Below are 25,203 nucleotides of genomic sequence, written 5' to 3'. Positions count from 1 at the left end.
TCATGAAAAAGAAACTATTTAAAAATACATTCATCGTCGGACTTATTTCTGTGGCAGGATTAGGTTCATGTACCAAAGATTTCGAACGGATCAATACGCCGCCGACATCGGTCACCACTGTAGACCCTTCCTTACTCATAGCCCGCATTCTACGTGATGGCACTTTTCAGGAATCTGGGGAACTACCCAACAACAAGTTCGGCTCTTGGATCCAACATTGGGCCGGGGGACCGGTAGTGCCTGTTTCTCGATATTTTGAAGGACCCGAAAATCTTATTTGGTCGCAGCACTACACCTTGCTCCGCAATATCGTTCAGATCAAACAGGAATTAAGCGGCAAGGAAGACAATGCAGAAGGAAGAAGTAAACTGGCTATTGCCGAGCTTTATGAAGCATACCTCTATCAGCGCCTTACAGATTTGTTTGGTGACATCCCCTACTCTGAGATCACAAAATCCAATAAGGAAATTAACCGTACGCCCAAATTTGACAAACAAGAAGAGATCTATCCGGCACTGGTTCAAAAGGTCGATGCAGCTATGGCAAAGCTTACAAGCGGCGACCTGTCTTACGGCTCTTCAGATTTCTTTTACAAAGGCAGTATTGATAAATGGAAAAAATTTGGCAATTCGCTCAAATTAAAGCTCGGCATGCGCATGCGGTACGCCAATCCTTCTTTGGCCCAGAAAACGGTTACTGAAGCCATGACTTCTGCTATAGGTCTATTCTCCAGCAACAGTGATAATGCCGCAGTACCGACCTACAACGATGCTCAGGCTGAAAACCAGAACCCAATTTTACGTCAAATGACTACCGGAAGTGCCGATCTACGTTATTTGGCTAATACCCTGGTTGAAAAACTCAAAGAATACAATGATCCAAGGCTTCCTTTACTTGCCGAACCGGTCATTAGCAATGGAGTCGCAACCTATCAAGGTATTGGGGTTTCGTTGACCGATAACCAACTGTCACAATTAATTCGTGCCAACTATTCAACGGCGAATAAGTCTACTTGGTTCAGCCTTTCATTTGCACCGATCCCAAGCTATGCCTTTACCTATTCGGATATCTGTTTTTACAAAGCCGAAGCTGCACTTCTTGGCTGGGGTGCTACACCTGCAAATACCCAAACGTTCTTTACAGAAGGGGTCAAAGCTGCGCTGGCACTTCCGCCATACAATATGACGGCAATCCCCTCTGCATACGAACCTGTGCTCAATCTAAGCGGCTTGACTGACGAACAGAAAATGGAGAAAATAGCGACACAAAAATGGATTCACCTATTTGGCCGGGACATGGAAGCCTTTGCCGAATGGCGACGTACAGGATATCCTCGATTAACCCCCGGTCCTAACCCAGGTTCCACCAACGGACAAATACCGCGTAGAGCTATTTATTCCAGTGAAGAGGCTGAGTTAAACGCAGCAAATTTAAAAGAGGCTGCAGCACGCTTGACAAATGGTGACTCGTTCCTATCCAAAGTCTGGTGGGACAAGAAGTAACTGCACTTTTTTAGCCGAGATTATAGACAGACAAAGCTGTTCACAATCATTCAAAGAAGTGCTAATAAGTAGGGCCCTGATATTAATATCAGGGCCCTACTTATTTCTTCTCATCTCCAATTCGCATGGTTGTCAGGTCATACCAATACAATATAAGTCAAACGATACTATCGGATCCTCTTAAATAGTTCCGTTTTATTGTGCTGTATAATTTTCAACTCATTACCGCTGATGGAAAATTTTCCGGAGTAATAAATTAAGCTGTCTTTCCCCAAGTCATCATTCCCCTTTGGAGGGTAAAACAACAATGAGTCCGCTGAAACACGATAAGATCCGTCAGTTGCATTTTTTACCGAACAGGGTAATTTTGACTGAAAATGCTGGGCTGCCTCAAAATATAATCTTTCCTTCGTAATCGCATGTTCCCAGGCTCCATACAATTCATCTTTCGCGAGGTACTTGTTTTTCAATACCGCCAATAATGTAACAATTCCAATCGCTGCCAATGGAATATAGATGAATTTAATTTTACTGACTTTATTGAACCAATTAGGTCTATCTGCATCGGTAAATAAAGGGGCGCTGTCAATAAAAAAGGCATAAAAAGCTTTATAATCTGATAAAAGCACGAAAACAGCCATTAAGGTAAGAACGGTTGCCATACCTTTTGCACCCTGAATGTCAAAGGCAAAATCCATCAATAAAATATTGACGATAAAGGTCAGAAAAAGGATCACACCGATTCTGGCAGTTTTGCGAAAAAAGAGCAATAGCGCGCTGATAAGCTGCGCAACAGCAATTGCATTGCCGTACCATTTGGAATAGCCAAAATAATACCATGTCAATTCGAATCCTGAAAGCGCTGAAAGCGGTTTATCAAACACGCTGGGTTGTGAGGTAAATTGTGTTTCCAGGAGCTTAGCGGCAGCGTACGAAATGATTACAGTTGCCATAAAATACCGGCAAAATGTATACAGATAAAGATGTAGTGTCTTCCAGTTCATGTTGTGGAAATACGAGGTTAAATTAAAGTGAAAACAGATGATGCACATCTGATCATCAAATTTATGGTTTTAGAAAAGAGTAAAATTGTAAAAATGGAAACTACTCTACAATTAGCCAAACATTTTCTTTATTCACATCAACATCTTTAAAAAAGCTATTCGGGTTTAAAGCTGTAAATGCCTTGAAGTCCTTAATATAATGCGATTGATCGTAAAACCCTGTATTTAACAAAAGTGAAAATCGCTTGGATTTATGTTGCATTTTCAAGGCCTGTCTAAAACGATGTATTTTTTTGTATTCAGAGGGGGATTTACCTAAATTCCGCAAAAATAATCTGTTAATATACTGTCGGGAGAAATGATACTTCTTAGCTAATTGATCGACCGTAAGTTCGTTTTCGAGATCTGTCAGCATTTGTCTAAAGATCGTAAGATCTTTATCCGCTTTGAGTTTAGACAATAAGTAAGACTCTAGTTCAATAATTTGAGACGTTCTATCCAAAGAAAAGAGTGTCCTCATTTTATCATTAAATCCATCCAAAAAATTTATATCAATCTGTGTTTTCCTTATAAAGAGCTTTGCAGGATCTTCAATGAAATGATTGATGCCTAAGGGATGAAAATAAATAGTCAATTCATCAACAAGTTCCTTATAGAAAATCTGCATCGGTTTGGTATACCTAGAGACAACGCAAGTCATAATATTATTTGTTTCAGAAGAACTTATCGTGACGAGGTCCCCTTTATCTTCCACCTCAAACTGCTGATTCACTGTTAAAATACAGTAGTTATTTGGAAAAGTCCAATACTTAATAGGCCCACTATCTTGATTTTTAGTAATGAAATAATATCCTTTAATGTATTTTCTTAATGTTTCGTTAATCGGCTTATAAAAGTCTAATTTCATGCTTTTAAAATGGTACTTTCCTCAAAAATAAGACTGTAATTCATGTCCCTTTTTTAATTCAGGGACATTTTTACGAAAATAGGATCGACAAATGTATTAAACGGGAAATTGGGCAGCGATTTGAAAAAAAGATTTTACGTACTCTACTCAAATTACGTCAATTCCAAATCGTCAAGGCTAATTTTCTCTTTCTTTACTTCAGTAATTTCCTTTTCTAATTTTTTTAAGTTTTCATCAATCAATGCTATACTACCTTCAGGAAGAACTGTCTCCCGGTCATTCGATTTGATCGATTGCGTCGTCACAACTAATTCCAGATCGTAATCTGTCAGATTGATTCCTTTGACGGGATAGCGAGGAAAGCTCCAGAGTTTAGGATAATCTTTTTTTTGCTGATTGAAGACTATCGTATTGACACGAAACTCACCTGGCTGGAGCACACTGTCAGATTCGCCAAAAACAGCCTGCTCATTACTGATAATAGTTTGTGAAGAACGTTTTTTCAGCACATACGAAAAGCCCTGACTTCCTTTTAGCGGCTTTTTACCCATATACTTCATAGTCACTATAATTCTGGGAACAGGTTCGCCAAAGAAATCTTCGAGTCCCAGTTCAATCGGTTCCAACTGAAAAACAGCCAGCTCTTTCTTTACCTGTTCAAATTCAGTTTTATGTTTTTGTAGACTATCGATCTCATTTTGAAGATGAGCTATTTTCCTTTCCTGTTGTTTTTGAAGGATGTCATCGGCCAGGTCCAATACTGCACCGTAAGATTTTCCATCGATCATACCCAACGAAATACGATTTATTGATTCCTCATTATATTTTTGAGGTTCGTTCATTTTGAGCCACATCGCTTCGGATAGTGCCACTCGCAAGGCCTTTTCCAAGTTCGCTTTTTCTTTGTCATTCAGCTTTGCTTCTACCTTTTTACGGGAACTGTCAAAGGACGACTCGTCCTTTCCACTTAGTCTTTCGCTACAAGAGCTTATAGATAATGTCAAGAATAGTCCGATCAGTGCGATTTTTATGCATTGTTTCATTTTAAATAGTTTTAGTATACAAGATATCGGCTAAGCTTGCATAAAGCTAATGCTTAGGTAACGCTGTTCTTAAATCAATTGAACGTCCTCTTACTGCTAATTCCATCATATCGTTCAAGCTGAACATAAGAACGCAGAATTTAACATTCAGTTTTTTTATGAGCTGTTAAAAATATACAAAAAACGTTATCTTAAAAATTAATTCAACACAAAAAGCTACATTTCACAAGATAGCCCCCAACTGACACTTTCCAACTGTCGCTATTGATAACAGCCCGCTGACTCAGCGATATTTGTACTAGGTATTTTGGCCAAACACCTTAGAACAATCTGAAAATAAAGGAATTCGAAAGGTGAAATTTTATTTCCCCCTGAGTAAAAGATGCAATTTATCGTAATCTTCCCAATCACCGAAACCTGCGAAATTTGGTTTTTCGCTCCATGAAACCATAGCTTTACAATCAAAACAGATCTTAGCGATCCCAATGCATTGCTTATTTTTATAGAACACAAGGATATCTCGAAATTCATAAATACAAGAGGTGTCGACATGATCTGTTCTTGTTTTTAAGAAAAATAGTGAGTCGACAGCACGATAGAGAGATTGATCCAGTGAGCCTCTAACATAGCCTATATTCTTCAAATGAGATAAAAGGGAAAGATCCAACTTATCATCTTCCAGTACTGATAACAAAAGACGCTCTTTCTCAGATTTATTCTTTTTGTCCTCCAATTCACCTATTTTAAATAAATCAATATCCACAAAATAATACTCCAGTGAATCAAAATTAGATGGTATCGGGACCGAGGATTCTTTTCTCCGCCGTTCTATGGTACTTCCACTATTCATGCAACCTTGCAGATAAATAGCACTGAAAAGTAGGCATCCAACGGTAAAATATATTATTCTTTGCATACAAATAATTTACAGGCTTTTGAATGGTTTAACTATTTTCAAAATTATCAATTTCATTTCATAATCTAGTCGAAGAGAAAACCACATTTCTTAAGCACCCCATTACACAGCTGAAAGGGAGCTGTTGCGAGCGTTACAGATGCTAAACTTAGTTGAACATGCAATGGGAAAATTTGTGTTCAGCCGAAGTTTATACAACATAAAATGTAGTAGTAAAACAACTACAGCTTTATAAAAATTAACCGCAACAAAACTTAACTACAAGATTTTTGGTTTACTTTTGTGATAGATATATAATATTATGAAACAGAAATTTTACCTGCCACTTTTAGCATTGAGTTTGACTACTATTATTAGCTGTAACAAAAACAATGATACCATTGATGACCCTAAAAATAATCAATCTGTTGTTATCGACAATAATGCAAGTCAATTGAATGCACGTTTAGATCATCAAAATGCTGGTTTATTGCCGTTATCTAATCTTTTAGCATCCGGTAAGCGCGCAGCCAATGGTTCGACAGTAACTGCCACTCAAAACCCAGACTTCTCATTAGCTTTGGTCGCACAAGTCGCTCCTCCGGATTATGAAGGCAATAAGCTTCGGGCAACCCATGTTGCTGTTTCGGGCAACTACGCTTATGTAAGTTACAATACCGAAGGCGATCGCTATCTTGGTGGTGTCGATGTCATCGACATTTCAGATATTAATAACCCACGTCTTATCGTAAATGCTAAATTGCCGAATATCGACATTAGCTCATTGGCAGTTGATGGCAATAGCCTACTCTTAGCTGGAGCAGCAGATGAAGGTGTATTGGCAAAAATGACCTCACCTGCAGTTCTTATTGTTTTACCACTTCAGAATGGATTACCTACCGATGCTTATCGTTATACAGGTCTGCCAAGCTATGTGGCAACAGATGTTACTTTTAACAACGAAAGCCAGTATGCTGTTTCAGGTAATGCGGGTGCTATTTCTAAAATCAATAAATCTTCGGGTGCTATCGAAAAATCGGTAACTATTGCGGATCTCCTATCTGTAAGAACATACCAGAATCAAGTGTATGTGCTTTCAGGAACACAGGGGATAAAAGTTGTATCCAATAATCTTGATCCGGTTAAAACAATCAATGTGAGTCAAAATCCAAGTTCAGCAAAGCGTACTATCGATTTTTACAGCAGTTATCTTTTAGCTTCTGAAGGCGCTCAGGGCTTGGGTATTTATAATATAAATACAGGAGCTCTAGATAAACGCATTAGTATTCCAGTAAGTCCTGATGACAGCAACATGGATCCGGAAGATATTGTGACCAATGCTGTATCTACAAACGACAAACGTGTATTTGTTGCCAACGGTGGTGCTGGTATCGCAGCCTATCAATTTGATACACAAAACAACTTTAACTATATCGGTAGTGCAAGTTTCAATGCGATTGACAACAGTTCAAGTAATTTTGTGATCAGTAGAGATAACTATGTTTTTGTAGCAACGGGAAAAGGTGGCTTAAAAATTCTTAAACTCATCGATCTGAAACCAACAACTCCAAGCTGTAATGGTACTTATCCAGCTTTCACAGGCAGTACACAAGGAGACCTGAATGTCAATAATGAAGCGAGCTACTCAGATACAAAAACATTTGCCTCAAATGTCAATATCAACCGGAATTTTAACTGGTGTGGCACACTTAATATCAATGGAAATTCTGTTAACATCAACAGCGGTGTATTCAATATGTATGGTTCAATCGCTTTGAAGCAAAACATTAACGTCAATTCAACAATGAATTTGGTGGGCTCAGGTGTTATTGGTGGAACTTTTACCGTAAACGGAAGCGGTATCTTGAGTGTAACAGGTTCACTTTCTCAGGGAACTGTCGGATCAAAATCCACTTCATTTATCAATGGTAAGATGGTTATTGACGGTGAAGTTGTCGTATACGGTAACTTGACTATTAATGGTAGCGGAAAGGTAGAATTTGCCAACAGTAAGTCCAAATTAATTGTTTATGGAAGTCTTACAAATTGGGGAAGCGTTACTAACGGAACAATTACACAAGTCAAATAAGACATTGTATAGCCATTAAGCAGAACACAAAAAAGCCACATCAGATGATGTGGCTTTTATATTTACCGAGAATTACAAAAAGGTCATTATATTGTTGTTATGCTTAAAACCTCATAAATAATCTTATTGCAAAATAGTCCGTGGGGTCAGCGGAACCTTTTGCTTCCAGGTACCCTTCACTTGGAATTCGTGTCCGGATGTTTTATTCTTGATCGTGAAGATATAATTGCAAGTTCTTTCGAGGTATTTGAATTCACCTCTCGCGGTTATCTGGGCATTGGGCTTGAGCAGCAGTTCTTGTTTATCTCCAGATTTAATATAATTTTCAAAAGTTTTGCCTTTGCTGTAAGGAACTTTACCTTGCCAGCGAACTCCACCATTTACCATTAATTCATCCATGAAGATCGTAGAGTCTGTTTTATTGAGCCAGTCAAAAGCGCCGTAGCTGTCACTTATGAATTCGGAACTATACTTTACGTCCTTAAAAATGGCAGTGATATCGACTTTTCGCTCTCTATTTGAGCTATTTACCAGATTCATCGCAGTACACCCTTCGGTACTGACATAGATTTTCCGGCTTTCTTTCACTTCTTTGATTTCTTTTTTGACCAACTCATATCCGTCAGCCCTAGTTTGAATAAAATTCACTTCATCCATTTTATCCGCTGATAATATGCCAATAGCAAAATTCCTAGGCTGATCACTAAAATTTTCCAATAAGGTCAATTTAAGCTCGTTATTAATTGTTTTTTCCAACTGTAGCCACCCGCCGTCAACCCCAATCGAGCCCGTACGCTCCAACTTGAGCTTTTTTCCAGTGGAATCTTTCAATATTTCTCCTGTAAGGGCATCTTTGACATAGGATACATACCATAAATCCGCTTTGATCGGAATTACATTTTCCTTGATTCCGGTTTGTAAGTTGACAGCTTTAAAACCGGGATCTATTAGACCTCCTTGTGAATTAAGTCCCTCTTTAGAACAGGATGTTAGTATAAGCAGACAAAAGGGCCATACCAGATAAGAAAAGGAAAACGTTAGCTTCAATGGATTTTTCATGAAATCGATTATTTATACAACACAATTTACCAAACAAAATCTATCTTGTAAGTTAAAAAAAACAATAGACCTTTCCCCATCAATCCCAAAAAAAAATACGCTTAGGCCAGAAATCTTGACAAATAAATAGACATCTTGACAGACTAATCATCGCTATATTAACTTTCGTCACTACAAAAATGCCGTTCGTCAAACTCTTTTTGCCAAGGAATTGATCTTTCGTTCTTTTGAACAAATCAAAACAATATAAAATGAATAACAAAGCAATTTTATCATGCATCGTATTATTTGCCATGATGTTTAGCAAAAAACTGTTTGCTCAGGAGCAACCTTTCATTCAATTGGGTATAAAAGGGGGAAGTAGTCTCAACAAACTCAACACCGAATTAGCAGACTTAGATGACAAATATGCCATAGGATTACACATAGGGGGTATGGCAAGAGTTAATCTTGGAAGAGCCTATATCCAGGGTGAAGCTCTTTTCAATAAACGAAAAGCAGCACTTAAACCGCAAGGGCAAACCGAAAGCAAACTCAAATGGAATGCGATTGATATCCCCGTCGTTGCAGGCTACAAAATCTACCAAAATCAGGACATCAATTTCCGGGTAATAGCTGGTGTAATTTACAGTTATACGCTAAACGACAACTTGCCGCCTCTAAAAGCAATACAACAAGGAATCAAACATTTTGACAAATCAAACTTACAAGTTACCGGCGGTCTGGGAGTCGATATTCAGCGATTTACACTCGATGTTCGTTATGAACGCGGTTTTTCTGACCTTAATAAATCTTTTAAATCCAAACCACAGGCATTTTCTATTGGATTGGGTTACTTTATCTTCTAAAACAATGAATAAGTTTTACCTTTGGAGCTACCTAGGAATCAGGCTCCAAAGGTATTTTTTTTAAATCGTCATATGTTCAAAAAAAACTATTTAAATAAACATCTTTTTCTCATTTCTTTTTGGTTCGTTCTTGGGTTTGCTGTATGGATTCAAATAAAAGGCGAGTTCGATTCGCTCCAGGCTTTACTGCACACCTCGCTAATCATGGCTTCTTCGATTATTGTATCGCAGTGGCTGAGCGACCGGGTTCTACCGCGAGCGATCAAGGCTCAACAAATGAAACCTTTTGTACTAAAAGCAGTGCTTTTTGTAGTTATTTTAGCTATTTTAATTGGAAGTATAGATTTCTATTTCATTCTCACCAAAGAAGGAATAGCTAACCATGAACGGACAGAGCTAATACTCACTCATTTCTATCAAGCAATTCCATCTTCCCTACTGATCAATGGTACGGCCTGCGGAATTAGATTTTATCAGGAACATGCAGATATTCAACGTATCCATGGTCAATTGCAGCAGAATTTTCTTGAAAGTCAGGTAAAATTTTTACAGGATCAGGTCAATCCTCATTTTATGTTTAATGTCTTGAACCATATTCATATCCTCATGAAAAAGAATGTGGAAATGGCCGATTATTTGCTTCTGAAATTTTCGGACATTCTGAGGTATCAGCTCTATGAATGCAACCAACCGCTCGTACTTTTAACACGCGAACTGCAATATTTACAGGATTTTATAGCCATAGAAAAAATGCGGTGGGGTAACGAACTGGATGTAAGCTGTTCATGGAATCAATCTTCAAAGGATTTATATATTGCACCATTGATGCTCATCTGTTTTGTCGAAAACGCATTTAAACACGTAAACCGTCTTCCAAATCAAAAAGGGAGCATAGCGCTATCCTGTGCTGAGGAAAAAGGAAAACTTCAATTCAACATCAGTAATAGTTATCAGGACTGTCCGCAATTAGCTTCGACAGGACACTCGGGCATAGGGCTGGAAAATGTAAAAAAAAGACTGGAACTGCAATATGAAAACAACTATTCGTTAACAATCCATAAACTTGACGACAGTTTTACTATACAACTGACCATCGATCTTAACAGCTAACTATTGACAATGGAAGAAATTAAAATGAAATGTATCATCGTAGACGATGAACCTATGCTGCGCCAACATATTGCCGAAATGACCGAGCAGATCGATTTTTTGGATTTAGTGGAAACATTTCCTTCAGCACTAGCTGCAACTTCGAGGTTACAGCAGGGCGATATAGATCTTATTTTTTTAGATATTAATATGCCCTACCTCAATGGTATAGACTTTTTAGACTCCCTTGACAACCCGCCTTTATGCATCTTCATCACAGCTTATTCAGAATATGCGTTGGAAGGATTCAGACTTCAAGCTGTTGATTACCTCCTCAAACCTATAATTTTCCAGCGTTTCTATCAGGCCAGCTCCAAAGCTTATCAGCTTTTTGTACAGCGGAACAAACCCTTACAGGAAAGTAGTCCGAATGACAATATGTTATTTGTAAGACAAGGGGATGCTTTTGTTAAAATCTCCTGGACAGATATTCTGTACGCGGAAAGTATGCAAAATTATACAAAACTTCACTTTAAAGAGCGTACAATTACAATCCATCAAACCATGTTAGCTTTGGAAGAGGCATTACCCGGCAACCATTTTTTTCGTATTCACAAATCCTACCTAGTCAATGTAAACCACATTGATATTATTACTGGAGGGAGAGTATATATACAGGAACAAGAATTACCGATATCGCGTACAAAAAGAGAGGAGCTTCTCCAAAATGTTGTTTTTAAGAAGCTCCTCAGCAGATGATTAAGGCATATTCCATTTAAGTGCTACGGAAGTATAGAAGGTTGGAGAAAACCGGGGATCCGCCTGACTTTTGTTCTTGAATAAACTTTTCAGCGACCTATCATTTTCTACATACAATCTGGCAAGTGTGCTTCCGCCGGTCAGCTGGAGCTTCAGGCTCTTGCCCAAATTGAACTGAGGCTGAAGCCCAGCTGTCAATAACATAAAACCGGCCAAAGTAGATTTCCCATTTTTTTCTCGCTCTGCAGTCATACCATCTAGATTAACGACAGCACGAAGATCAACCATTTCATTGAGGTGATAGGATGCGGAAAGACCCTGTGGGAAATTCACATTGAACTTCACTTTTCCATTTGTTTTCCAGTCAAAATACAAGCCAGGTAAGATCATTGGCACGCCAAAACTATTGCTCAACACAGGGCCAAAACCAAAAGCTAAATTCGGTCTAAATTTTTTGATAAAAAGCACTCCCCCCTGCCCCAGTACATCCTTACCATTTACTTTAACGAGGTCTGAATAAATCCCAACGGAGGCAAAAGTCAATAGAGACCAATTTTTCCTTAATGAGGTCAGGTATTGAAGTCCCATTTCAGCATTGAGCATTTCAGTCGGGAATAAGGGCTCTTCGTACCCTCTATTTTCCATCTTTGCATAAGCTGCCCCTATCTTCCAGGACCAGCGTTTTATATTGCCAGAAGAATCTATTTTGGTAGATAATGGAACTTCCAGGTTAAACTGTATTCTCCTAAAATCGCTCTTTGAACCTGTCTTAACACTATCTTCAGGGCGAATATAATTTGATAGTGGGACATAATCCACAGCAACCTGTCCCGATACTGCATTTTGAGCATGTGCAGCCAGCGTAGTAAAACCGCTGAGTATAACTGCACATAATACTTGTTTCCTCATGTTTTTTCAACAAAGGAAGCTTTTGGACGGATCAAGCACCAATCTTTTTGATATAGTGCATGTATACGTTGACCAAATGCAAATTTATCGCGATGTCAAAAAATTTATAACGGCAAGAAGTGCGGATCAAAAGCAATGTTATAGATTAATATCACACATTGCCGGCATATTAATTTCCTTTACACAGCTTGCCGCCGAAGTAGAGATAATAAATCGTAATGCTTGGATTACATCTTGCAGGGGAATAAGATTACTTTGTGTTTGTACAATAACGTTTTCTATGGTTTCATTATGATCAAATTCTGTCGCTAAATAGCCCAAATTTAATATGGAAACACCTATTTTATCTTTTCTAAGGTTTTCTCGTAAGGAATGGACAACACCACGTAATGCAAACTTTGTCGCAGAGAATGCAACTTCTTTTCCACTGTGGTTATCTAAACCCCAAGTAGAACCAATCAATATAATCTTAGCGTTGGACGATTGTCTTAAATTATCTATTACCGACTGTACATTTAAAATGCAAGACGTAATATTCGTATTGATTAAGTTTATTATTTCGGAGGCGCTGCTATCTGCAAAATTATACGCTTCCGTAAATGCATCTTTTTCCCATATCCCAACATTATAGATAAAATAATCAATCCGCTGATTTCCTATTATCGCCTTTATCGTCTCCGAAGATTCTTTCGGTTGGGATAGATCGGTAGCAATCCATCGGATGTCTGAATTGGCACTTAAATAATTTGGTTCATTCCTGGAAATACCAAATATTAGATCATTCTGACTTGGCAAATTCAACGCTATAGCTCTGCCTAATCCCCTACTTATCCCAAAAATCAAATATGTCTTGCCACCTGTTTTCAATATCTCTACTGTTTTGTTGTGCTCGGATGCCATTTTTTTCTTAGTTTTAAATATCCACTAAGATAAGATTTATTTTACGGCCTCTACTTTGAATCCTTTTTCTCGGAGTAAGGTAATTAGCCCCTGATCACCGACCAAATGCCCTGCGCCAACGGCAATAAAACAGGATTCTTCATTGATCATAGGGGGTATCAGGTTACTCCAATTCAAATTTCTCCCAATTAACAATTTTTCTTTTTGTTCTTTCGTCATCCAGGCTGGATCTTGGAGCAATTTTGTCAACTCTTCCAAATTCTCTGATTTATAAGCTTGAACCATCTTAACGGTCAATGCAGGGTATTCGTCCAACTGAAAAACAGATTCGATGAACAATTTAGGTGTAATGAGATCCTTCAGCAAATTAAATTGAAAATCAGGTGTCTACAACTCTCCTATTACCTTTCCTTGGCTGGTCGCAAGTGCTGACAGCTCAACCTCATAAGACTTCATCTTTGTCGGATCCGGGCAATTAAATCCTTTCATCGAGAACAAGGATATAACAGCAACAGGTTTATGGTATTAAATGCTAGTCCCCAAAAATTCTCGCTGCTGTTTTTCGCTTTTAATATCTTCGATATTTTTTTCAATCAACCAGGCTCTAAAATGCTCAGGATCTTGTGGTGTAAAATGGATTACTTCACCACATTTTAAAAGTAGGGAAAAGATTCCGCTAGCGGCAGCGAATTTTACGATTTCGTTAGAATGGTATCCAAGTTGGGAAAAATACTCCATTGTTTTTATTCAATTCTAGAAATACTTATCTTACAAATCGATACAGGTCTTATAGGCCAGCAATCGTTCAGAAAGCATGTTAATTTTTATTTTCTTGCAGTTTTATAATTCATTCAAATATCGTAAATAATTTTAAATATTTCATTAATCAGATTATTAATTTAATTGTTATTTTCATAAATTAATCAAACAATTAACAAAGCTTCCACCAGAAATTATAGTAGCTATCCTAGTTCCATTGAATTCAGATCCAATCAATTTTTCCACAGTGGAGTGGTTTTATTTCGACCGTGTCATTCTACAAACATCAGGAGTAAATCTGAAGATGAGCGGGGATCCAATGGATATGTGATAGACAGCTTAGAATCAAGTCTATGGTATTTTTGGAGAAAGAAAAATTATAGCGGTAATGATTTAGGGATTATTAATCTCGAAGGAGAAACAGATGCTGGAGCCCCCAAGGGCAGGCTCACAGTTTATTATTTTGGTATGCTAGCAAAGATCAATTCGAAAAAGGCTGTCCTTTACCTGTTTCAATATATGCTTCTAAACTTTTCACAAATTGTCGCCATCCATCTGTACAAATAGCATAACATTCGATTTCAGGGGATAAGCCAATATGTTCAAGTTGCAACACAACCCCGTTTTCTTTTTCAGTGATGTCCCAAACGATCGTTGTGCCAATCCATTCTTTTTGATTTTTCAATCCAGGAAGGGCTATCAAGGAATCTTCGACATGCCAAACAACTTTTGCATTTTCATATAAGTCTTCCACTTGCATTACTTTGTAAATAAGATCGCCAAAGCGAATTGTAAATCTATCCTCCTTCTTATTGGAAGAGCCCTCAAACATGGTTGTCCACCAAAATGGTATTTCATCGGTTAGTGCTTTAAAAACCCGATCCTTTGTTACACCCAACTGGATCGTTTGACTATAATTTTCCATTGTCAATTTTTATTTTTTGAATAGTACACACGGCCTCGATTTTCCGTTATTATTAACGAATTTATAGATAGATTTTCCAATCGACCTTAGCATAAGACAAGTTTTTCTTCAGTGTCAGGATAGTACATGACGCTTATATAAAATTTATTGCGGATAATAGCTATATACTTTTATACTCCAAGCAACAGATTACTAATCAAATATAAAACCATCTATGAAGACTATGCTTCAAAAATTAGGAATATTAGGATTTCTGATCGTACTAAATTTCTCCACTTTCGCTCAAAAACTAGCGGTAATTGACCTAAAGGTAGAACATCTGAGCAATCCATTAGCCATCGAAACCGAGATTCCGAGATTGAGCTGGAAAATAACCTCTACGGAGAAAAACACACAACAAGCCGAATATGAAATTCGAGTGGGAACAGACAAAGTTTTCTTAAATAAAGATAAAGATCTCGTTTGGAAACATCGTTCTTCCACAGATCAATCTGTGTTAATTGACTACGCGGGATCTCCCCTTCAGTCAAAGAAAAAATATTTTTGGCAAGTCCGGGTAAAAGACAATCATGGCAATACATCTGCCTGGTCCACAATAGGATTCTTTCAAATGGGAATCTCAACCTCAGATTGGTCTGCACAATGGATCACTGTCTCAGGAAAGGACACTTCGTCCCGAAGTCCACTTTTCAGAAAAGAATTCAGCCTGAAAAAAAAGATAAAATCAGCGATGGCCTATATTACGGCAAAAGGCCTATACGAAGCCAAGCTTAATGGCGCTCGTATAAGTGACACATATTTTGCTCCGGGATGGACCAGCTACAAGAACCAGTTGCAATACCAAGTTTACGATGTTACAGCATTGCTTAGGGTCGGTTCGAATGTGCTGGGCGCAAGTCTCGGCAATGGCTGGTATAAAGGCCGTATTGGATTTGGAAATCAGCATAATTTCTATGGCGATACACGGGGACTGCTTTTACAACTTGAGGTCGAATATACCGACGGCACAAAGGAAACAATAAATACGGATGAGAACTGGAAGTATACTTATGGGCCTATTATGGCGTCGGATATCTATGATGGAGAGATTTACGATGCTAGAATGGAGATTACTGGATGGGATAATATTGATTTTAAAGAAGATAGCAACTGGAAGAATGTAAATGTGATGAACAAAGGAACGGAAAAGCTTATCGCGATGAGCGGTCCTCATGTTAGGAAACATGAACAGTTTAAAGCCCTCAGCATTTTTAAAACCCCAAAAGGGGAAACTGTGGTAGATTTTGGGCAAAATTTGGTGGGATGGGTGATTTTGAAGGCACAGGGCCCTACTGGAACAAAGATTACACTAAGTCATGCTGAAGTACTTACTAAAGAAGGTAATTTTTATACAACAAATCTACGATCTGCCAAGGCTCAGGACAGCTATATTTTAAAAGGCGGGGCCGAACAAGTCTTTGAACCACATTTTACTTTTCAGGGTTTTAGGTATGTTAAAGTTGAGGGCTATCCCGGAGAATTAAAATCCGATGATCTAACGGCCGTGGCTCTGTATTCTGATATGGCGACGACGGGTAAATTTACGACTTCCAATCCCCTAATCAACCAATTGCAGCACAATATTCAATGGGGACAAAAAGGAAATTTCGTAGATGTACCTACCGACTGTCCACAACGCGATGAACGCCTAGGTTGGACAGGCGATGCACAAGCTTTCGCGAATACCGCGGCTTACAACATGGATGTAGCAGGATTCTTTACGAAATGGCTAAAGGATGTCAAAGCTGACCAACAACCCAGCGGACTCATTCCTCATGTCGTACCAAATGTACTTGGGATCAATGATGGCGCATCAGCTGGTTGGGCCGATGTAGCCACAATTATTCCTTGGGATATGTACCGCGCTTATGGAGATCGCAGAATATTAGAAACACAATACGAAAGTATGCAAAAATGGGTGGGTTATATTACTTCTGTTGCGAAAAATAATCTCTGGAATTCAGGTTTTCATTTTGGGGATTGGCTTTTTTACCGTCCGAATGATGATAATGATGGAAGAGCCGCTGTAACCGATAAATATCTAATCGCACAGACTTTTTATGCTCACTCGACGCAACTACTGATTAACGCAGCGGAGGTCTTAGGCAAAAAAGAAGACGTTGCCAAATACACGGCATTACTTTTTAACATCAAAGCAGCCTTTGCAAAGGAGTATATGACTCCAACAGGTCGCCTAGTATCCGGTACACAGACGGCTTATGTACTGGCACTGCAATTTGATATGTTGCCTGAAGAGCTACGATCTGCTTGTGCTGACCGCCTTGTTGCCAACATCCGGGATTATGGCAACCACCTCACGACAGGTTTCTTGGGCACCCCTTATATATGCCATGTCTTGACTCGATTTGGACACAATGACGTTGCATACGATCTATTGATGCAAGAGAGTTATCCCTCTTGGCTCTACCCCGTGAAAATGGGCGCTACCACCATCTGGGAAAGATGGGATGGTATTAAACCTGATGGATCTTTTCAAACTCCAGACATGAATTCCTATAACCATTACGCCTATGGCGCCATTGGTGACTGGATGTATCGAACAATAGCTGGAATTAACTCGGCAGCAGATGCTCCGGGTTATAAATCAATCGTTATTGCTCCAAAACCGGGTGGTAAATTAACACATGCATCTGCAGAACTTGAAACGGTGTACGGTACGGTAAAATCGGCCTGGCTGTTAGAGAATAATCTATTGAAACTAGATGTCACCGTTCCGGTAAATACACGGGCAAAAATTGTACTCGTTGATTCCAGCCACAATATAGGTTCGGGTACTTATCATTTTGAAAGTAGTGTCAAATAAGCATAAAAGCCACGTCACACGACGTGGCCTTAAACTAAACATATGAAACAATTGTATTTTCTGTATGTCGCTGATCATAGCGCATAATATACTCTTTCGGTGTGCAACCGATAATCTGTTTAAATACGCGGTTAAAATTTGTAATGCTATTGAAGCCACAGTTATAAGCGATAAATGAGATATTTTCCAAATGTAAATGATCTTTTCCCAATTGACTGCAAACCTCATTAATTCGTATCCGGTTTAGATAACCAACTAAGGTAATTCCACAGTGTTTTTTGAAATAACGGCAGAATGCCTGTGGCGACAAGTGTGCACTTTCTGCTACACTCTCTAAAGTAAGCCCATGTTTAAAATGTGTATTGATATAATGACAAACCTTTTCAATTCGGTTATTTTTTCCAATCGAACAGACGGCAGCCTCCATGGGTTCAGGACAGAGTGAATCTGTTCTCTTTGAAATTTGAGATAGTGTTCTTAACAAATAAAAGAAATGCATCATTTTATCTATCTTTTCGGCTTGTTTTAACAACATAATACGCTTAGATACCACTTCGAAATCCATCTTAGGAATCTTAAACCCCCTGGAATCCTGTTTTAAAAATTGCTCCAATGGTTCAAATTCGCCCAACATAAAGAGCTGTTTTAATCTCCCAGCAGGATCAAAAAATATGGAAATCGAACGTGCCGCATCGCTCGCCTTATCTTCGGAAACAGATTTAAATACATGCGCCTGGTTTGCGCCAATGAAGAAGATATCGTTTTCTTTAAAGCTATGCAAGGTTTCATCCACGAGCAATACACCTCTTCCCTTTGTAATCCACATCAGTTGCGCTTCTTGATGACGATGCAAATGCGGGTAGAAAGATTCCGATATATCCTCTTGAACAGTTATACTCTGTCCTTGTATCACGGGGATATTAAACTGTAGTGTTTTCATAGTGCGTCGGTATTTAGGGTACTCAACATTGGTTTACTAAATATAAATAACAAACACAACATATTTATTATACGTCAATCTGAGATCAAATAAAATATCAAGATTTGCTCATTATTGGATAATTTTTGCACTTTGATCTTTTGGATCTATTAAAAACAAGGGGAGCCCCGCTTTGCCCCCCCTAATCGTTATTGTGTTATACGCGTTACTGTTGGCAGTTTCACCTGAACCTCATAAGTACCTTCCATCAATAGTTGGAATCCAAATACGGGGTTAACATTATTAGCACTCAACCCATCTATCTGTGCATACTTCATTGGGATGCGATAATAATTGAGAAATCCCCAATCTGTTCCATCTTTTCCAATTAATTTAGCCAATGGAAAGGGGGCTACTTCAAAATCACAGATCATTGAATTATCTGTAACCTGTACGGGATTAAACTTCACATGAGATTCAAACATCGGACGATCCCCTCTTTTGATCACTTCTCCATTTTTAGGATTGAATGCATTTCCATTTTTATCGACGATCTTTAGAATAACACGAGCGCCATCGTTTGAAATTTTTGTACAAGTCACCTTTGGAGCCGTGATCCCAGTAAAAACTTCAGCAGCACTTGATCCTGACGCCGCCTGATATGTTACTTTAAACATATCATCAATCGTGGGCTCTACAATCTCAATGGTTGCCAATTTAGGGAATACCCGTTCTCCTCTTGGATTGGTCATTTTGACATCAAAATTAAAACGCCCTAGAGGTAGGTTGGCAGAAGCTCGATTAAAAACCAGCTGTCCACTGACGGTATTGAATTCCATCGGAGCCTTTTTTACTGTTTCTCTCTTTTTATTGAGAAGCTCAACCGTGGTATCTGTCTCGGCATTGAATACTAAACCAGGCTTAAAGGTTAAAATGTCAAATTCTTTAAAAAAGACATCCGGTGCGGGCTGACCTGTTGCTTCATCCTTTAAATTTAACAATTCGAATGTATAGGGCGGAGTGGAGCCATCCGTATTGATACGGTCAGACATCGTAAGCGACATCCCACGTTTACAAAAGATGGTATTGTCTTTATAACGGATACCTTCACTCAAAAAACCGTTTTCAATTTTTTTGCACCCAGAAGTCAGTGTAAAAACAAACACTAGGCTATATAAAATTTTTAAATTCGTTTTCATATCTGTTTTTAGTCAGCCATTTTTCCGGCGTTAAAAAATAAACGATGTGTGTTTTGCAATACATGCAATACACCTGTCGTCGTAATAATTCCTGAGGTTTGACAATCATAGGATTTATCGAGCTGATCTTTGGGAATCGCATTATAATCTGGTTCTTCAGCATCAAGAGTCCCGATAACCTTTGTAAAATTGAGATAGTCTACATAATCCAAATAATCGCTGTAATCACGTGTTCTACGCAACTTAATATTGAACCTGACATTTGGGATCGCGCCAAGCTTGCTCACAAAATATTTATTATCCGGGCTGAGATTCTCTCTTGTAATCTTTCCATCGAATAGATAAATCATCATCGAATCACGTAGTTCCTTGACTGGGATGTTATTTATCCCGAACTGAATATTTTCGTTTCCTACTTCAATGATCTTTTGTTGTTTTTTGGCGGCTACATAATCCCGTACGCCATAATCACTCGTAGCAAAGAAAGTGACATCCGAATTGACAATATCTTTAATACCAGCGCGATCTATAATCTTAACCAATGAATCAAAGCTTCCGTGCTGCTTTAAAAAATCATAGGTTGTCTGATTCACGTGGGCGTCGCTCTTTCCTCCATCTACTTTGTAATTATCTTTCTTACAAGCAAAAAGAAAGATCAATAACGACGCAAACAATCCTGTTATCTTTTTCATAATTCTTTTAGTTAGTGCTTAAACCTTTCCTCTCCAGTAAGAGGTCTGTGTCAACTTGTTATTATTTTTGAATAGGGCTGGATTAATCGGCCAATAGAATCCTTCCTGACGAAAACGGGATTCTGAAAGCCATGGAACAAAATTGCTGTATTGCCTTGTTCGCAATAGATCATAAAAAATATGCCCTTCGAGATAAAGTTCCTTACCTCTTTCAATAATATATTCGTACATGACATCGTCTTTACTCGATGTATTATCCACGAATGCAGATTCATCGGCGCCATTCCTTTTTCTAAATTCGTTGATGATATCGATCGCTTTGGAGACTTGATTTCTATAGAGTGCAATTTCGGCTTTCAACAAGTGCATATCCGCTAACCTAAAGACAATCAAATTATTGCTAACATAAGGATCTTGCTTTTGTGAGGGATTACGGTAGACAACATTTTGATATTTTATGCAAGTAGCTTTATCGCTGTTTAAATCTGTAAAATTACGTCGACAGCGAATATCACTATCGTCAAAGACTTGTGAAGGCATCGCTTTCCACTCCCACTGCTGCAAACTTGTATTCCAATACCAATCCCAAACTTGGTCTATCTTATAAAAATGATTTGTCAGATAATCTGAATTGACATAACACCTCGAATTTGTTCCAGTAGTTGCCAGCTGCGCTGTTCTCAAAAACATATTGGCAATATGTTGATTGGTTCCTTCACGCGTATTTTCACTCATTGCAATTTCAAAAATACCTTCACTCGAAAGTCCTTCGAAAGTCTTGTAATAATTAGATGTATCGGTCAATGAATACATACCATTATTTAAGATTTCATCGATGGCCTTATCGGCTTTGTCTACCGTTTCGAGATCCGGTTGGTTTGAATTGACATCGCTCATTGTTGCCTTCCAAAGGTAAAAATGTGCTAACAATGCATTCACCGCGCCTTTATTGGCTGTAACTTTCGCATTCCCAACAAGTGAATATTGCCAAGGTAGCAGTTCATGTGCCAACAGTGCGTCCTTCTCAATCTGCGCCATAACCTCTTTTTTGGTACTTCGTGCTAATTCTGGAGCAGAAATAGGATCATCGTATTCTTCAGTTACCAAGGGGACATCTCCCCAAACACGTAGCATCATAAAATAAGTGAACGCCCGTAAAAAATAGGCCTCTCCGAGCATCTCATTTTTGAATTTCGTCGGATTGGTCACATCGGTCAGCAAGTCGTCCGCTACCTTAGGAACTCGATTAATAAGGATATTGCTCATTGTAATCGCTTTATAATACTTGGTCCAGTCTCCGAAGTTTTCTACGTTGTATTGAAATGTGAAATCTCCGTCTTGAATTCCTTCCAGACCATCGCCATTATACTGGATTGTAAAATAATTCTTGGCAATTGCATCGCCATACATAAAGTATCGAGGACTCGGATTCCAGTTACCTGAATTCATCACATCCCGTACCAAGGCATAGTTACCTGCCATAGCACTTCTCAAATCGCCGGAGCTTTTCCAATACGCACCCGCGAAGGTTGAATTGACAGGTTCTTCCACCAAAAACTTTTTACATGACCCTAGCAAGAAAACCAGCATCAGTAGCACAGCTAGTCTATAGTTTAAAAAAAATCTTTTCATCGTCTTAAAAAGTTAGTTCAAATCCTAATGTATATTTTCTTGGAATAGGATAACCCCCACCGTTATACTCTCCATATGGGTTTACTGCCTCGGCATCAGGCAATTTTTTTGATTTTTGCCAACGGGCTACATTGTCAACTATACCAAAGAATCTCACTTTAGAAATACTCCATTTCTTGCTAATGCGTTCAGGGAGGTTGTAAGAAAAAATAAGGTTCTTGAAACGCATATAGGAACCATTTTCTAAAAAGAAAGTCTGTGCAGAGGTATAGTAGTAGCGATAGGTACCAATATCATATTTGGCATATTCAGCTTTATCACCTGGCTGCCTCCAAATATTCAGTTTATCTAAATCCCGTATCGAATAGTAAGTGAAATTTGATACCGCATCTCCAGAAGTGGAATTATTAAATTGATCTGATTCAAAAAGATTTAGTACATCTCTTCCAAAACCATAGGTAAAAAATAAAGTAAGCGAAAAGTCTTTATAGTTAAAGACATTATTCCAACCACCGGTCCATTTAAAATTGGGATCTCCAATAGCCCTTTTATCAGGATTGATACCACTGTTAAACACGTCTACAAAATAATCGCCATCAACATCTTCAAAATAAAAATCTCCTGGATTGAACGTTCCATTGGAATTGCGATAACGCTCACCTGTATAGGGGTTAACAGGAATATCATCCAGGGTAGCAAAAACGCCCAAAGTTTTATAGAGATAGAATGCGTTGATTGGACTACCTACGGAAAGGATATGTGATTTATCAAATCGATCGCCGTCCATGACCATATCACGGCCACCATTTGGAAGGTTCATAATTCGATTCTTGACATAAGAAATATTTAAATTGGATCGCCAGGTCAATGCGGAGCTACGTGGGAGAACATCAGCTGATAATTGAATATCGACACCTGAATTGCGAATCCCGACAGAATTTGTTTTGGCATAATCATATCCTGAAGTCACCGGGAGCATTACATCAAATAGTCCGTCATAATTTTCCTTATTAAAGACATCGACCATAGCTGTAAATCGCCCTTTATACAATTCCATATCAACGCCTAGATTCCACTGTCTATTACGTTCCCAACTTAGGTTCTTTTGTGCAACACCATTTCTAAAGTTTGGCGTAATAGCCACTTGGCCATTATAGGAAGTTGCTCCGGAATTACCCTGATACCCACCATTATTGACATTATAGAGATTATACTGCAAATAGTTACTTGAAGGGAGCGATCCAGTCAATCCATAACTTCCTCTAATTTTAAGCAAGGTCAATGCAGGGTTATTTTTTAGAAAATCTTCTTCAGTTAAAATCCAGCCAAGAGATGCCGATGGAAAATATCCCCATTTGTTGTTCTCTCCAAAGCGGGACGAACCATCAGCACGTACAGCACCTGAAAAAAGGTATTTACTATCAAAATCATAGGAAAAGCGACCGAGATAAGATAGCTGTGACCATTTTTGCAAATCGGAGTTGGCACCAATATTATTTTGCAGAAAACCTGTAACCACTTGGATCTGATCCGATACGCCCTGGCTGCCCCAAGCTGATACATTTTGCATTCTATTCTTTTCAGCTTCCTGGCCCAGTAATACATTAAGCGAGTGTTTTCCAAACTGTTTGACGTAGGTTAAAAAGTTCGATATCCTGACCTGGCTATTCTCATAAGAATAAGCTGACGAATAATTACCAGCCCCGCTCATCAAGGCAGATGGTCTATTATAAGCCCTATTGGCCATATCTTTAATATAGGCAGATTGGGAGGTAAAAGTTAACCCAGGTGCAATATTGAAAATCAGATTTAGATTGGTATTCAGATTAGAAGATTCATTATTGTCAAGACTACTATCATAGGTACCCAAAAGATAAGCTTTTTTAGCATCTGAAAGATTAAAAAGTGATGATGGCATACTACCCGCACTCAATGCTATTGGGCTCACATCACTCCCGCTCCCCCGCGCTCGCTTATTATACGAATAGGCAACAATGGGATTGATCGTTAAACGCTCATTGATAGCCTTACTGGACAAATTGAGTCTTCCTGTATAGCGTTTAAACCCGGTTGCTTTAATGATCCCAGCCTCATCGTAATAATTCCCGCTAAAACGATACGAACTAATTGCCGATCCGCCGCTAACAGAAAGGTCTGCACTCTTTATCTTTCCTTTTTGGTAGAATAGATCCTGCCAATCTGTATTTCCATTGAATGCAGGGTTTAGCGAATCGGTTAGCATAAAAGGTAGATTTCTAAAATCGTTGGAAGAGAGTTGATTTTTTAGTATCGTCATCTTCTGCTCACGTTCGGTTCTTCCGAGTGTTACTTCACGTAGTTCGGGCCGTTGCGTTAGACCTCCATATCCGGTTAGCATAAAACGGGGATCGCCATTACGCCCTTTTTTCGTCGTAATCATAATCACCCCATTTGCTGCTCTAGACCCATAAATTGCAGCAGCAGAAGCATCTCTGAGCACGTCCACAGATTCGATATCATTCGGATTTAGACCTGCAAGGTAGTTGGTTCCTGTTCCTGTATTCGGACCCACAAATTGTTCTGTAGGCTGCGGAACTCCGTCAATAACATAGAGTGGATTACTAATGACATTGTAATAGTCGTCATTGGAGTAATTCAGGCTAACTGCCGATGTACCACGAACAGCCAATGTTGGCGAAGCACCCGGAGCGCCAGAAAAATTCTGAACGTTGACGCCAGCTAATCTTCCCTGAAGCAACATATCAAAACTGGCAGCTGGAAGATTTTCCAGATCCTTACCTGAAATACTTGATATAGCTGCAGTAGCTTTTTTGCGGGAAGTACTTTGATAACCGATTACCACGGCCTCGTCAAGAATACTTAATGTTTCGACCAAGGTAAAGGTCATTTTACCGGTTGCAGGGATAGGCTGACGCGCCCGCTCGTATCCGATAAAACTCGTCTCCAAGACATCTCCAACTTTACCTGAAATCTTAAAATTCCCCTGATCATCGGTCTGTGTACTATTGGAAGTACTCGTGTTTCTTAAAGTTACTCCGGCTAATTGCTTACCATTCTTATCACGTACGGTACCCGTGATCTGCTGGCCTAGTGCAATTAGTGAAGTTAGAAACACAGATAAAAATAAAACTATCTTTTTCATTTGTGTTTGATTAGGTGCTCTTACTTAGGTTATTCCAAATATAGGAGCTAAACACAGGTCTAATTTTC

20 protein-coding genes and 1 pseudogene are annotated in these 25,203 nt (G+C 38.8%); 6 read left to right on the top strand and 15 right to left on the bottom strand.

Features of this window, described 5'->3' with window-relative positions:
- The first annotated feature begins 2 nt into the window (after positions 1–2).
- Positions 3–1,502: a SusD/RagB family nutrient-binding outer membrane lipoprotein gene (locus CBM24_RS05960; RefSeq protein WP_075991405.1), complete on the top strand. Its 1,500-nt coding sequence runs from the start codon at positions 3–5 to the stop codon at positions 1,500–1,502.
- Between the two features lie 167 nt (positions 1,503–1,669).
- Here the strand turns inward: CBM24_RS05960 and CBM24_RS05955 are convergent, their stop codons facing one another.
- The 4 genes from CBM24_RS05955 to CBM24_RS05940 form a co-directional block, all read right to left on the bottom strand.
- Positions 1,670–2,455 (bottom strand): hypothetical protein, encoded by a 786-nt coding sequence (locus CBM24_RS05955; RefSeq protein ID WP_075991404.1) that lies wholly within the window; start codon positions 2,453–2,455, stop codon positions 1,670–1,672.
- A 151-nt stretch (positions 2,456–2,606) separates the two neighbouring features.
- A complete protein-coding gene (locus CBM24_RS05950; protein ID WP_088160517.1) occupies positions 2,607–3,413 on the bottom strand; it encodes a helix-turn-helix domain-containing protein in 807 nt (268 codons plus the stop codon).
- Between the two features lie 152 nt (positions 3,414–3,565).
- The gene (locus tag CBM24_RS05945) at positions 3,566–4,456 is read right to left on the bottom strand and encodes a DUF6694 family lipoprotein (protein ID WP_075991402.1); all 891 of its coding nucleotides are present in this window, start codon (positions 4,454–4,456) and stop codon (positions 3,566–3,568) included.
- 361 nt (positions 4,457–4,817) lie between these two features.
- Positions 4,818–5,372: a hypothetical protein gene (locus CBM24_RS05940; RefSeq protein WP_145327723.1), complete on the bottom strand. Its 555-nt coding sequence runs from the start codon at positions 5,370–5,372 to the stop codon at positions 4,818–4,820.
- Positions 5,373–5,673: 301 nt separating this feature from the next.
- On the opposite strand from CBM24_RS05940, the gene CBM24_RS05935 reads away from it, so the two are divergent.
- Positions 5,674–7,440 carry a hypothetical protein gene (locus CBM24_RS05935; protein ID WP_088160515.1) on the top strand — a complete coding sequence of 589 codons (1,767 nt, stop codon included), beginning with the start codon at positions 5,674–5,676 and terminating at the stop codon, positions 7,438–7,440.
- Between the two features lie 123 nt (positions 7,441–7,563).
- On the opposite strand, the gene CBM24_RS05930 is transcribed toward CBM24_RS05935, so the two are convergent.
- Entirely contained in the window at positions 7,564–8,499 is a 936-nt protein-coding gene (locus tag CBM24_RS05930) for a hypothetical protein (RefSeq protein ID WP_088160514.1), read from the bottom strand.
- A 251-nt stretch (positions 8,500–8,750) separates the two neighbouring features.
- Between CBM24_RS05930 and CBM24_RS05920 the strand changes: the two genes are divergently transcribed.
- The 3 genes from CBM24_RS05920 to CBM24_RS05910 all read left to right on the top strand — a co-directional run bounded on the left by CBM24_RS05920 (position 8,751) and on the right by CBM24_RS05910 (position 11,195).
- Complete coding sequence (locus CBM24_RS05920; protein WP_088160512.1) at positions 8,751–9,347, top strand: porin family protein; 597 nt, start codon at positions 8,751–8,753, stop codon at positions 9,345–9,347.
- A 204-nt stretch (positions 9,348–9,551) separates the two neighbouring features.
- Complete coding sequence (locus tag CBM24_RS05915; protein ID WP_232475693.1) at positions 9,552–10,457, top strand: sensor histidine kinase; 906 nt, start codon at positions 9,552–9,554, stop codon at positions 10,455–10,457.
- A gap of 9 nt (positions 10,458–10,466) precedes the next feature.
- Positions 10,467–11,195, top strand: coding sequence for a LytR/AlgR family response regulator transcription factor (locus CBM24_RS05910; protein WP_198386042.1), 729 nt, complete (start codon positions 10,467–10,469; stop codon positions 11,193–11,195).
- Here the strand turns inward: CBM24_RS05910 and CBM24_RS05905 are convergent, their stop codons facing one another.
- From CBM24_RS05905 to CBM24_RS05885, 5 genes and pseudogenes are all read right to left on the bottom strand, one after another.
- Entirely contained in the window at positions 11,196–12,104 is a 909-nt protein-coding gene (locus CBM24_RS05905) for a DUF6268 family outer membrane beta-barrel protein (RefSeq protein WP_075991392.1), read from the bottom strand.
- 138 nt (positions 12,105–12,242) lie between these two features.
- The gene (locus CBM24_RS05900; protein ID WP_088160510.1) at positions 12,243–13,004 is read right to left on the bottom strand and encodes an SDR family NAD(P)-dependent oxidoreductase; all 762 of its coding nucleotides are present in this window, start codon (positions 13,002–13,004) and stop codon (positions 12,243–12,245) included.
- A gap of 36 nt (positions 13,005–13,040) precedes the next feature.
- A pseudogene (locus CBM24_RS05895) lies at positions 13,041–13,379 on the bottom strand (TraB/GumN family protein); the annotation flags it as partial.
- Between the two features lie 150 nt (positions 13,380–13,529).
- On the bottom strand, positions 13,530–13,742 hold the full coding sequence (locus CBM24_RS05890) for a hypothetical protein (protein ID WP_075991389.1): 213 nt from the start codon (positions 13,740–13,742) through the stop codon (positions 13,530–13,532).
- A gap of 502 nt (positions 13,743–14,244) precedes the next feature.
- Positions 14,245–14,688 carry an SRPBCC family protein gene (locus CBM24_RS05885; RefSeq protein ID WP_075991388.1) on the bottom strand — a complete coding sequence of 148 codons (444 nt, stop codon included), beginning with the start codon at positions 14,686–14,688 and terminating at the stop codon, positions 14,245–14,247.
- 223 nt (positions 14,689–14,911) lie between these two features.
- On the opposite strand from CBM24_RS05885, the gene CBM24_RS05880 reads away from it, so the two are divergent.
- Complete coding sequence (locus tag CBM24_RS05880) at positions 14,912–17,551, top strand: alpha-L-rhamnosidase (RefSeq protein WP_232475692.1); 2,640 nt, start codon at positions 14,912–14,914, stop codon at positions 17,549–17,551.
- A gap of 34 nt (positions 17,552–17,585) precedes the next feature.
- On the opposite strand, the gene CBM24_RS05875 is transcribed toward CBM24_RS05880, so the two are convergent.
- The 5 genes from CBM24_RS05875 to CBM24_RS05855 form a co-directional block, all read right to left on the bottom strand.
- Positions 17,586–18,491, bottom strand: coding sequence for an AraC family transcriptional regulator (locus tag CBM24_RS05875; protein WP_088160507.1), 906 nt, complete (start codon positions 18,489–18,491; stop codon positions 17,586–17,588).
- Between the two features lie 188 nt (positions 18,492–18,679).
- Positions 18,680–19,669: a DUF5007 domain-containing protein gene (locus CBM24_RS05870; protein WP_075991385.1), complete on the bottom strand. Its 990-nt coding sequence runs from the start codon at positions 19,667–19,669 to the stop codon at positions 18,680–18,682.
- A gap of 8 nt (positions 19,670–19,677) precedes the next feature.
- Positions 19,678–20,361 (bottom strand): hypothetical protein, encoded by a 684-nt coding sequence (locus tag CBM24_RS05865; protein WP_075991384.1) that lies wholly within the window; start codon positions 20,359–20,361, stop codon positions 19,678–19,680.
- An 18-nt stretch (positions 20,362–20,379) separates the two neighbouring features.
- Positions 20,380–21,993, bottom strand: a complete 1,614-nt coding sequence (locus CBM24_RS05860) for a RagB/SusD family nutrient uptake outer membrane protein (RefSeq protein ID WP_088160506.1) — start codon at positions 21,991–21,993, stop codon at positions 20,380–20,382.
- 4 nt (positions 21,994–21,997) lie between these two features.
- Positions 21,998–25,135 (bottom strand): SusC/RagA family TonB-linked outer membrane protein, encoded by a 3,138-nt coding sequence (locus CBM24_RS05855; RefSeq protein WP_088160505.1) that lies wholly within the window; start codon positions 25,133–25,135, stop codon positions 21,998–22,000.
- Positions 25,136–25,203 lie beyond the last annotated feature (68 nt).

Origin of the sequence: Sphingobacterium sp. G1-14 (assembly GCF_002196555.1) — a bacterium.
GTDB lineage: Bacteria > Bacteroidota > Bacteroidia > Sphingobacteriales > Sphingobacteriaceae > Sphingobacterium > Sphingobacterium siyangense.
Note: the sequence above shows the minus strand (reverse complement) of the source record. Positions and strands in the feature narration are given on the sequence as shown.

Excerpts from the sequence above, each read along its gene's own strand:
- CBM24_RS05960 (WP_075991405.1), top strand. The coding sequence starts at position 3 with ATGAAAAAGAAACTATTTAAAAATACATTCATCGTCGGACTTATTTCT.
- CBM24_RS05930 (WP_088160514.1), bottom strand. The coding sequence starts at position 8,499 with ATGAAAAATCCATTGAAGCTAACGTTTTCCTTTTCTTATCTGGTATGG.
- CBM24_RS05900 (WP_088160510.1), bottom strand. The coding sequence starts at position 13,004 with ATGGCATCCGAGCACAACAAAACAGTAGAGATATTGAAAACAGGTGGC.
- CBM24_RS05940 (WP_145327723.1), bottom strand. The coding sequence starts at position 5,372 with ATGCAAAGAATAATATATTTTACCGTTGGATGCCTACTTTTCAGTGCT.
- CBM24_RS05880 (WP_232475692.1), top strand. The coding sequence starts at position 14,912 with ATGCTTCAAAAATTAGGAATATTAGGATTTCTGATCGTACTAAATTTC.
- CBM24_RS05905 (WP_075991392.1), bottom strand. The coding sequence starts at position 12,104 with ATGAGGAAACAAGTATTATGTGCAGTTATACTCAGCGGTTTTACTACG.
- CBM24_RS05890 (WP_075991389.1), bottom strand. The coding sequence starts at position 13,742 with ATGGAGTATTTTTCCCAACTTGGATACCATTCTAACGAAATCGTAAAA.
- CBM24_RS05910 (WP_198386042.1), top strand. The coding sequence starts at position 10,467 with ATGGAAGAAATTAAAATGAAATGTATCATCGTAGACGATGAACCTATG.
- CBM24_RS05955 (WP_075991404.1), bottom strand. The coding sequence starts at position 2,455 with ATGGCAACTGTAATCATTTCGTACGCTGCCGCTAAGCTCCTGGAAACA.
- CBM24_RS05945 (WP_075991402.1), bottom strand. The coding sequence starts at position 4,456 with ATGAAACAATGCATAAAAATCGCACTGATCGGACTATTCTTGACATTA.
- CBM24_RS05950 (WP_088160517.1), bottom strand. The coding sequence starts at position 3,413 with ATGAAATTAGACTTTTATAAGCCGATTAACGAAACATTAAGAAAATAC.
- CBM24_RS05865 (WP_075991384.1), bottom strand. The coding sequence starts at position 20,361 with ATGAAAAAGATAACAGGATTGTTTGCGTCGTTATTGATCTTTCTTTTT.
- CBM24_RS05870 (WP_075991385.1), bottom strand. The coding sequence starts at position 19,669 with ATGAAAACGAATTTAAAAATTTTATATAGCCTAGTGTTTGTTTTTACA.
- CBM24_RS05935 (WP_088160515.1), top strand. The coding sequence starts at position 5,674 with ATGAAACAGAAATTTTACCTGCCACTTTTAGCATTGAGTTTGACTACT.
- CBM24_RS05915 (WP_232475693.1), top strand. The coding sequence starts at position 9,552 with ATGGCTTCTTCGATTATTGTATCGCAGTGGCTGAGCGACCGGGTTCTA.
- CBM24_RS05920 (WP_088160512.1), top strand. The coding sequence starts at position 8,751 with ATGAATAACAAAGCAATTTTATCATGCATCGTATTATTTGCCATGATG.
- CBM24_RS05855 (WP_088160505.1), bottom strand. The coding sequence starts at position 25,135 with ATGAAAAAGATAGTTTTATTTTTATCTGTGTTTCTAACTTCACTAATT.
- CBM24_RS05875 (WP_088160507.1), bottom strand. The coding sequence starts at position 18,491 with ATGAAAACACTACAGTTTAATATCCCCGTGATACAAGGACAGAGTATA.
- CBM24_RS05885 (WP_075991388.1), bottom strand. The coding sequence starts at position 14,688 with ATGGAAAATTATAGTCAAACGATCCAGTTGGGTGTAACAAAGGATCGG.
- CBM24_RS05860 (WP_088160506.1), bottom strand. The coding sequence starts at position 21,993 with ATGAAAAGATTTTTTTTAAACTATAGACTAGCTGTGCTACTGATGCTG.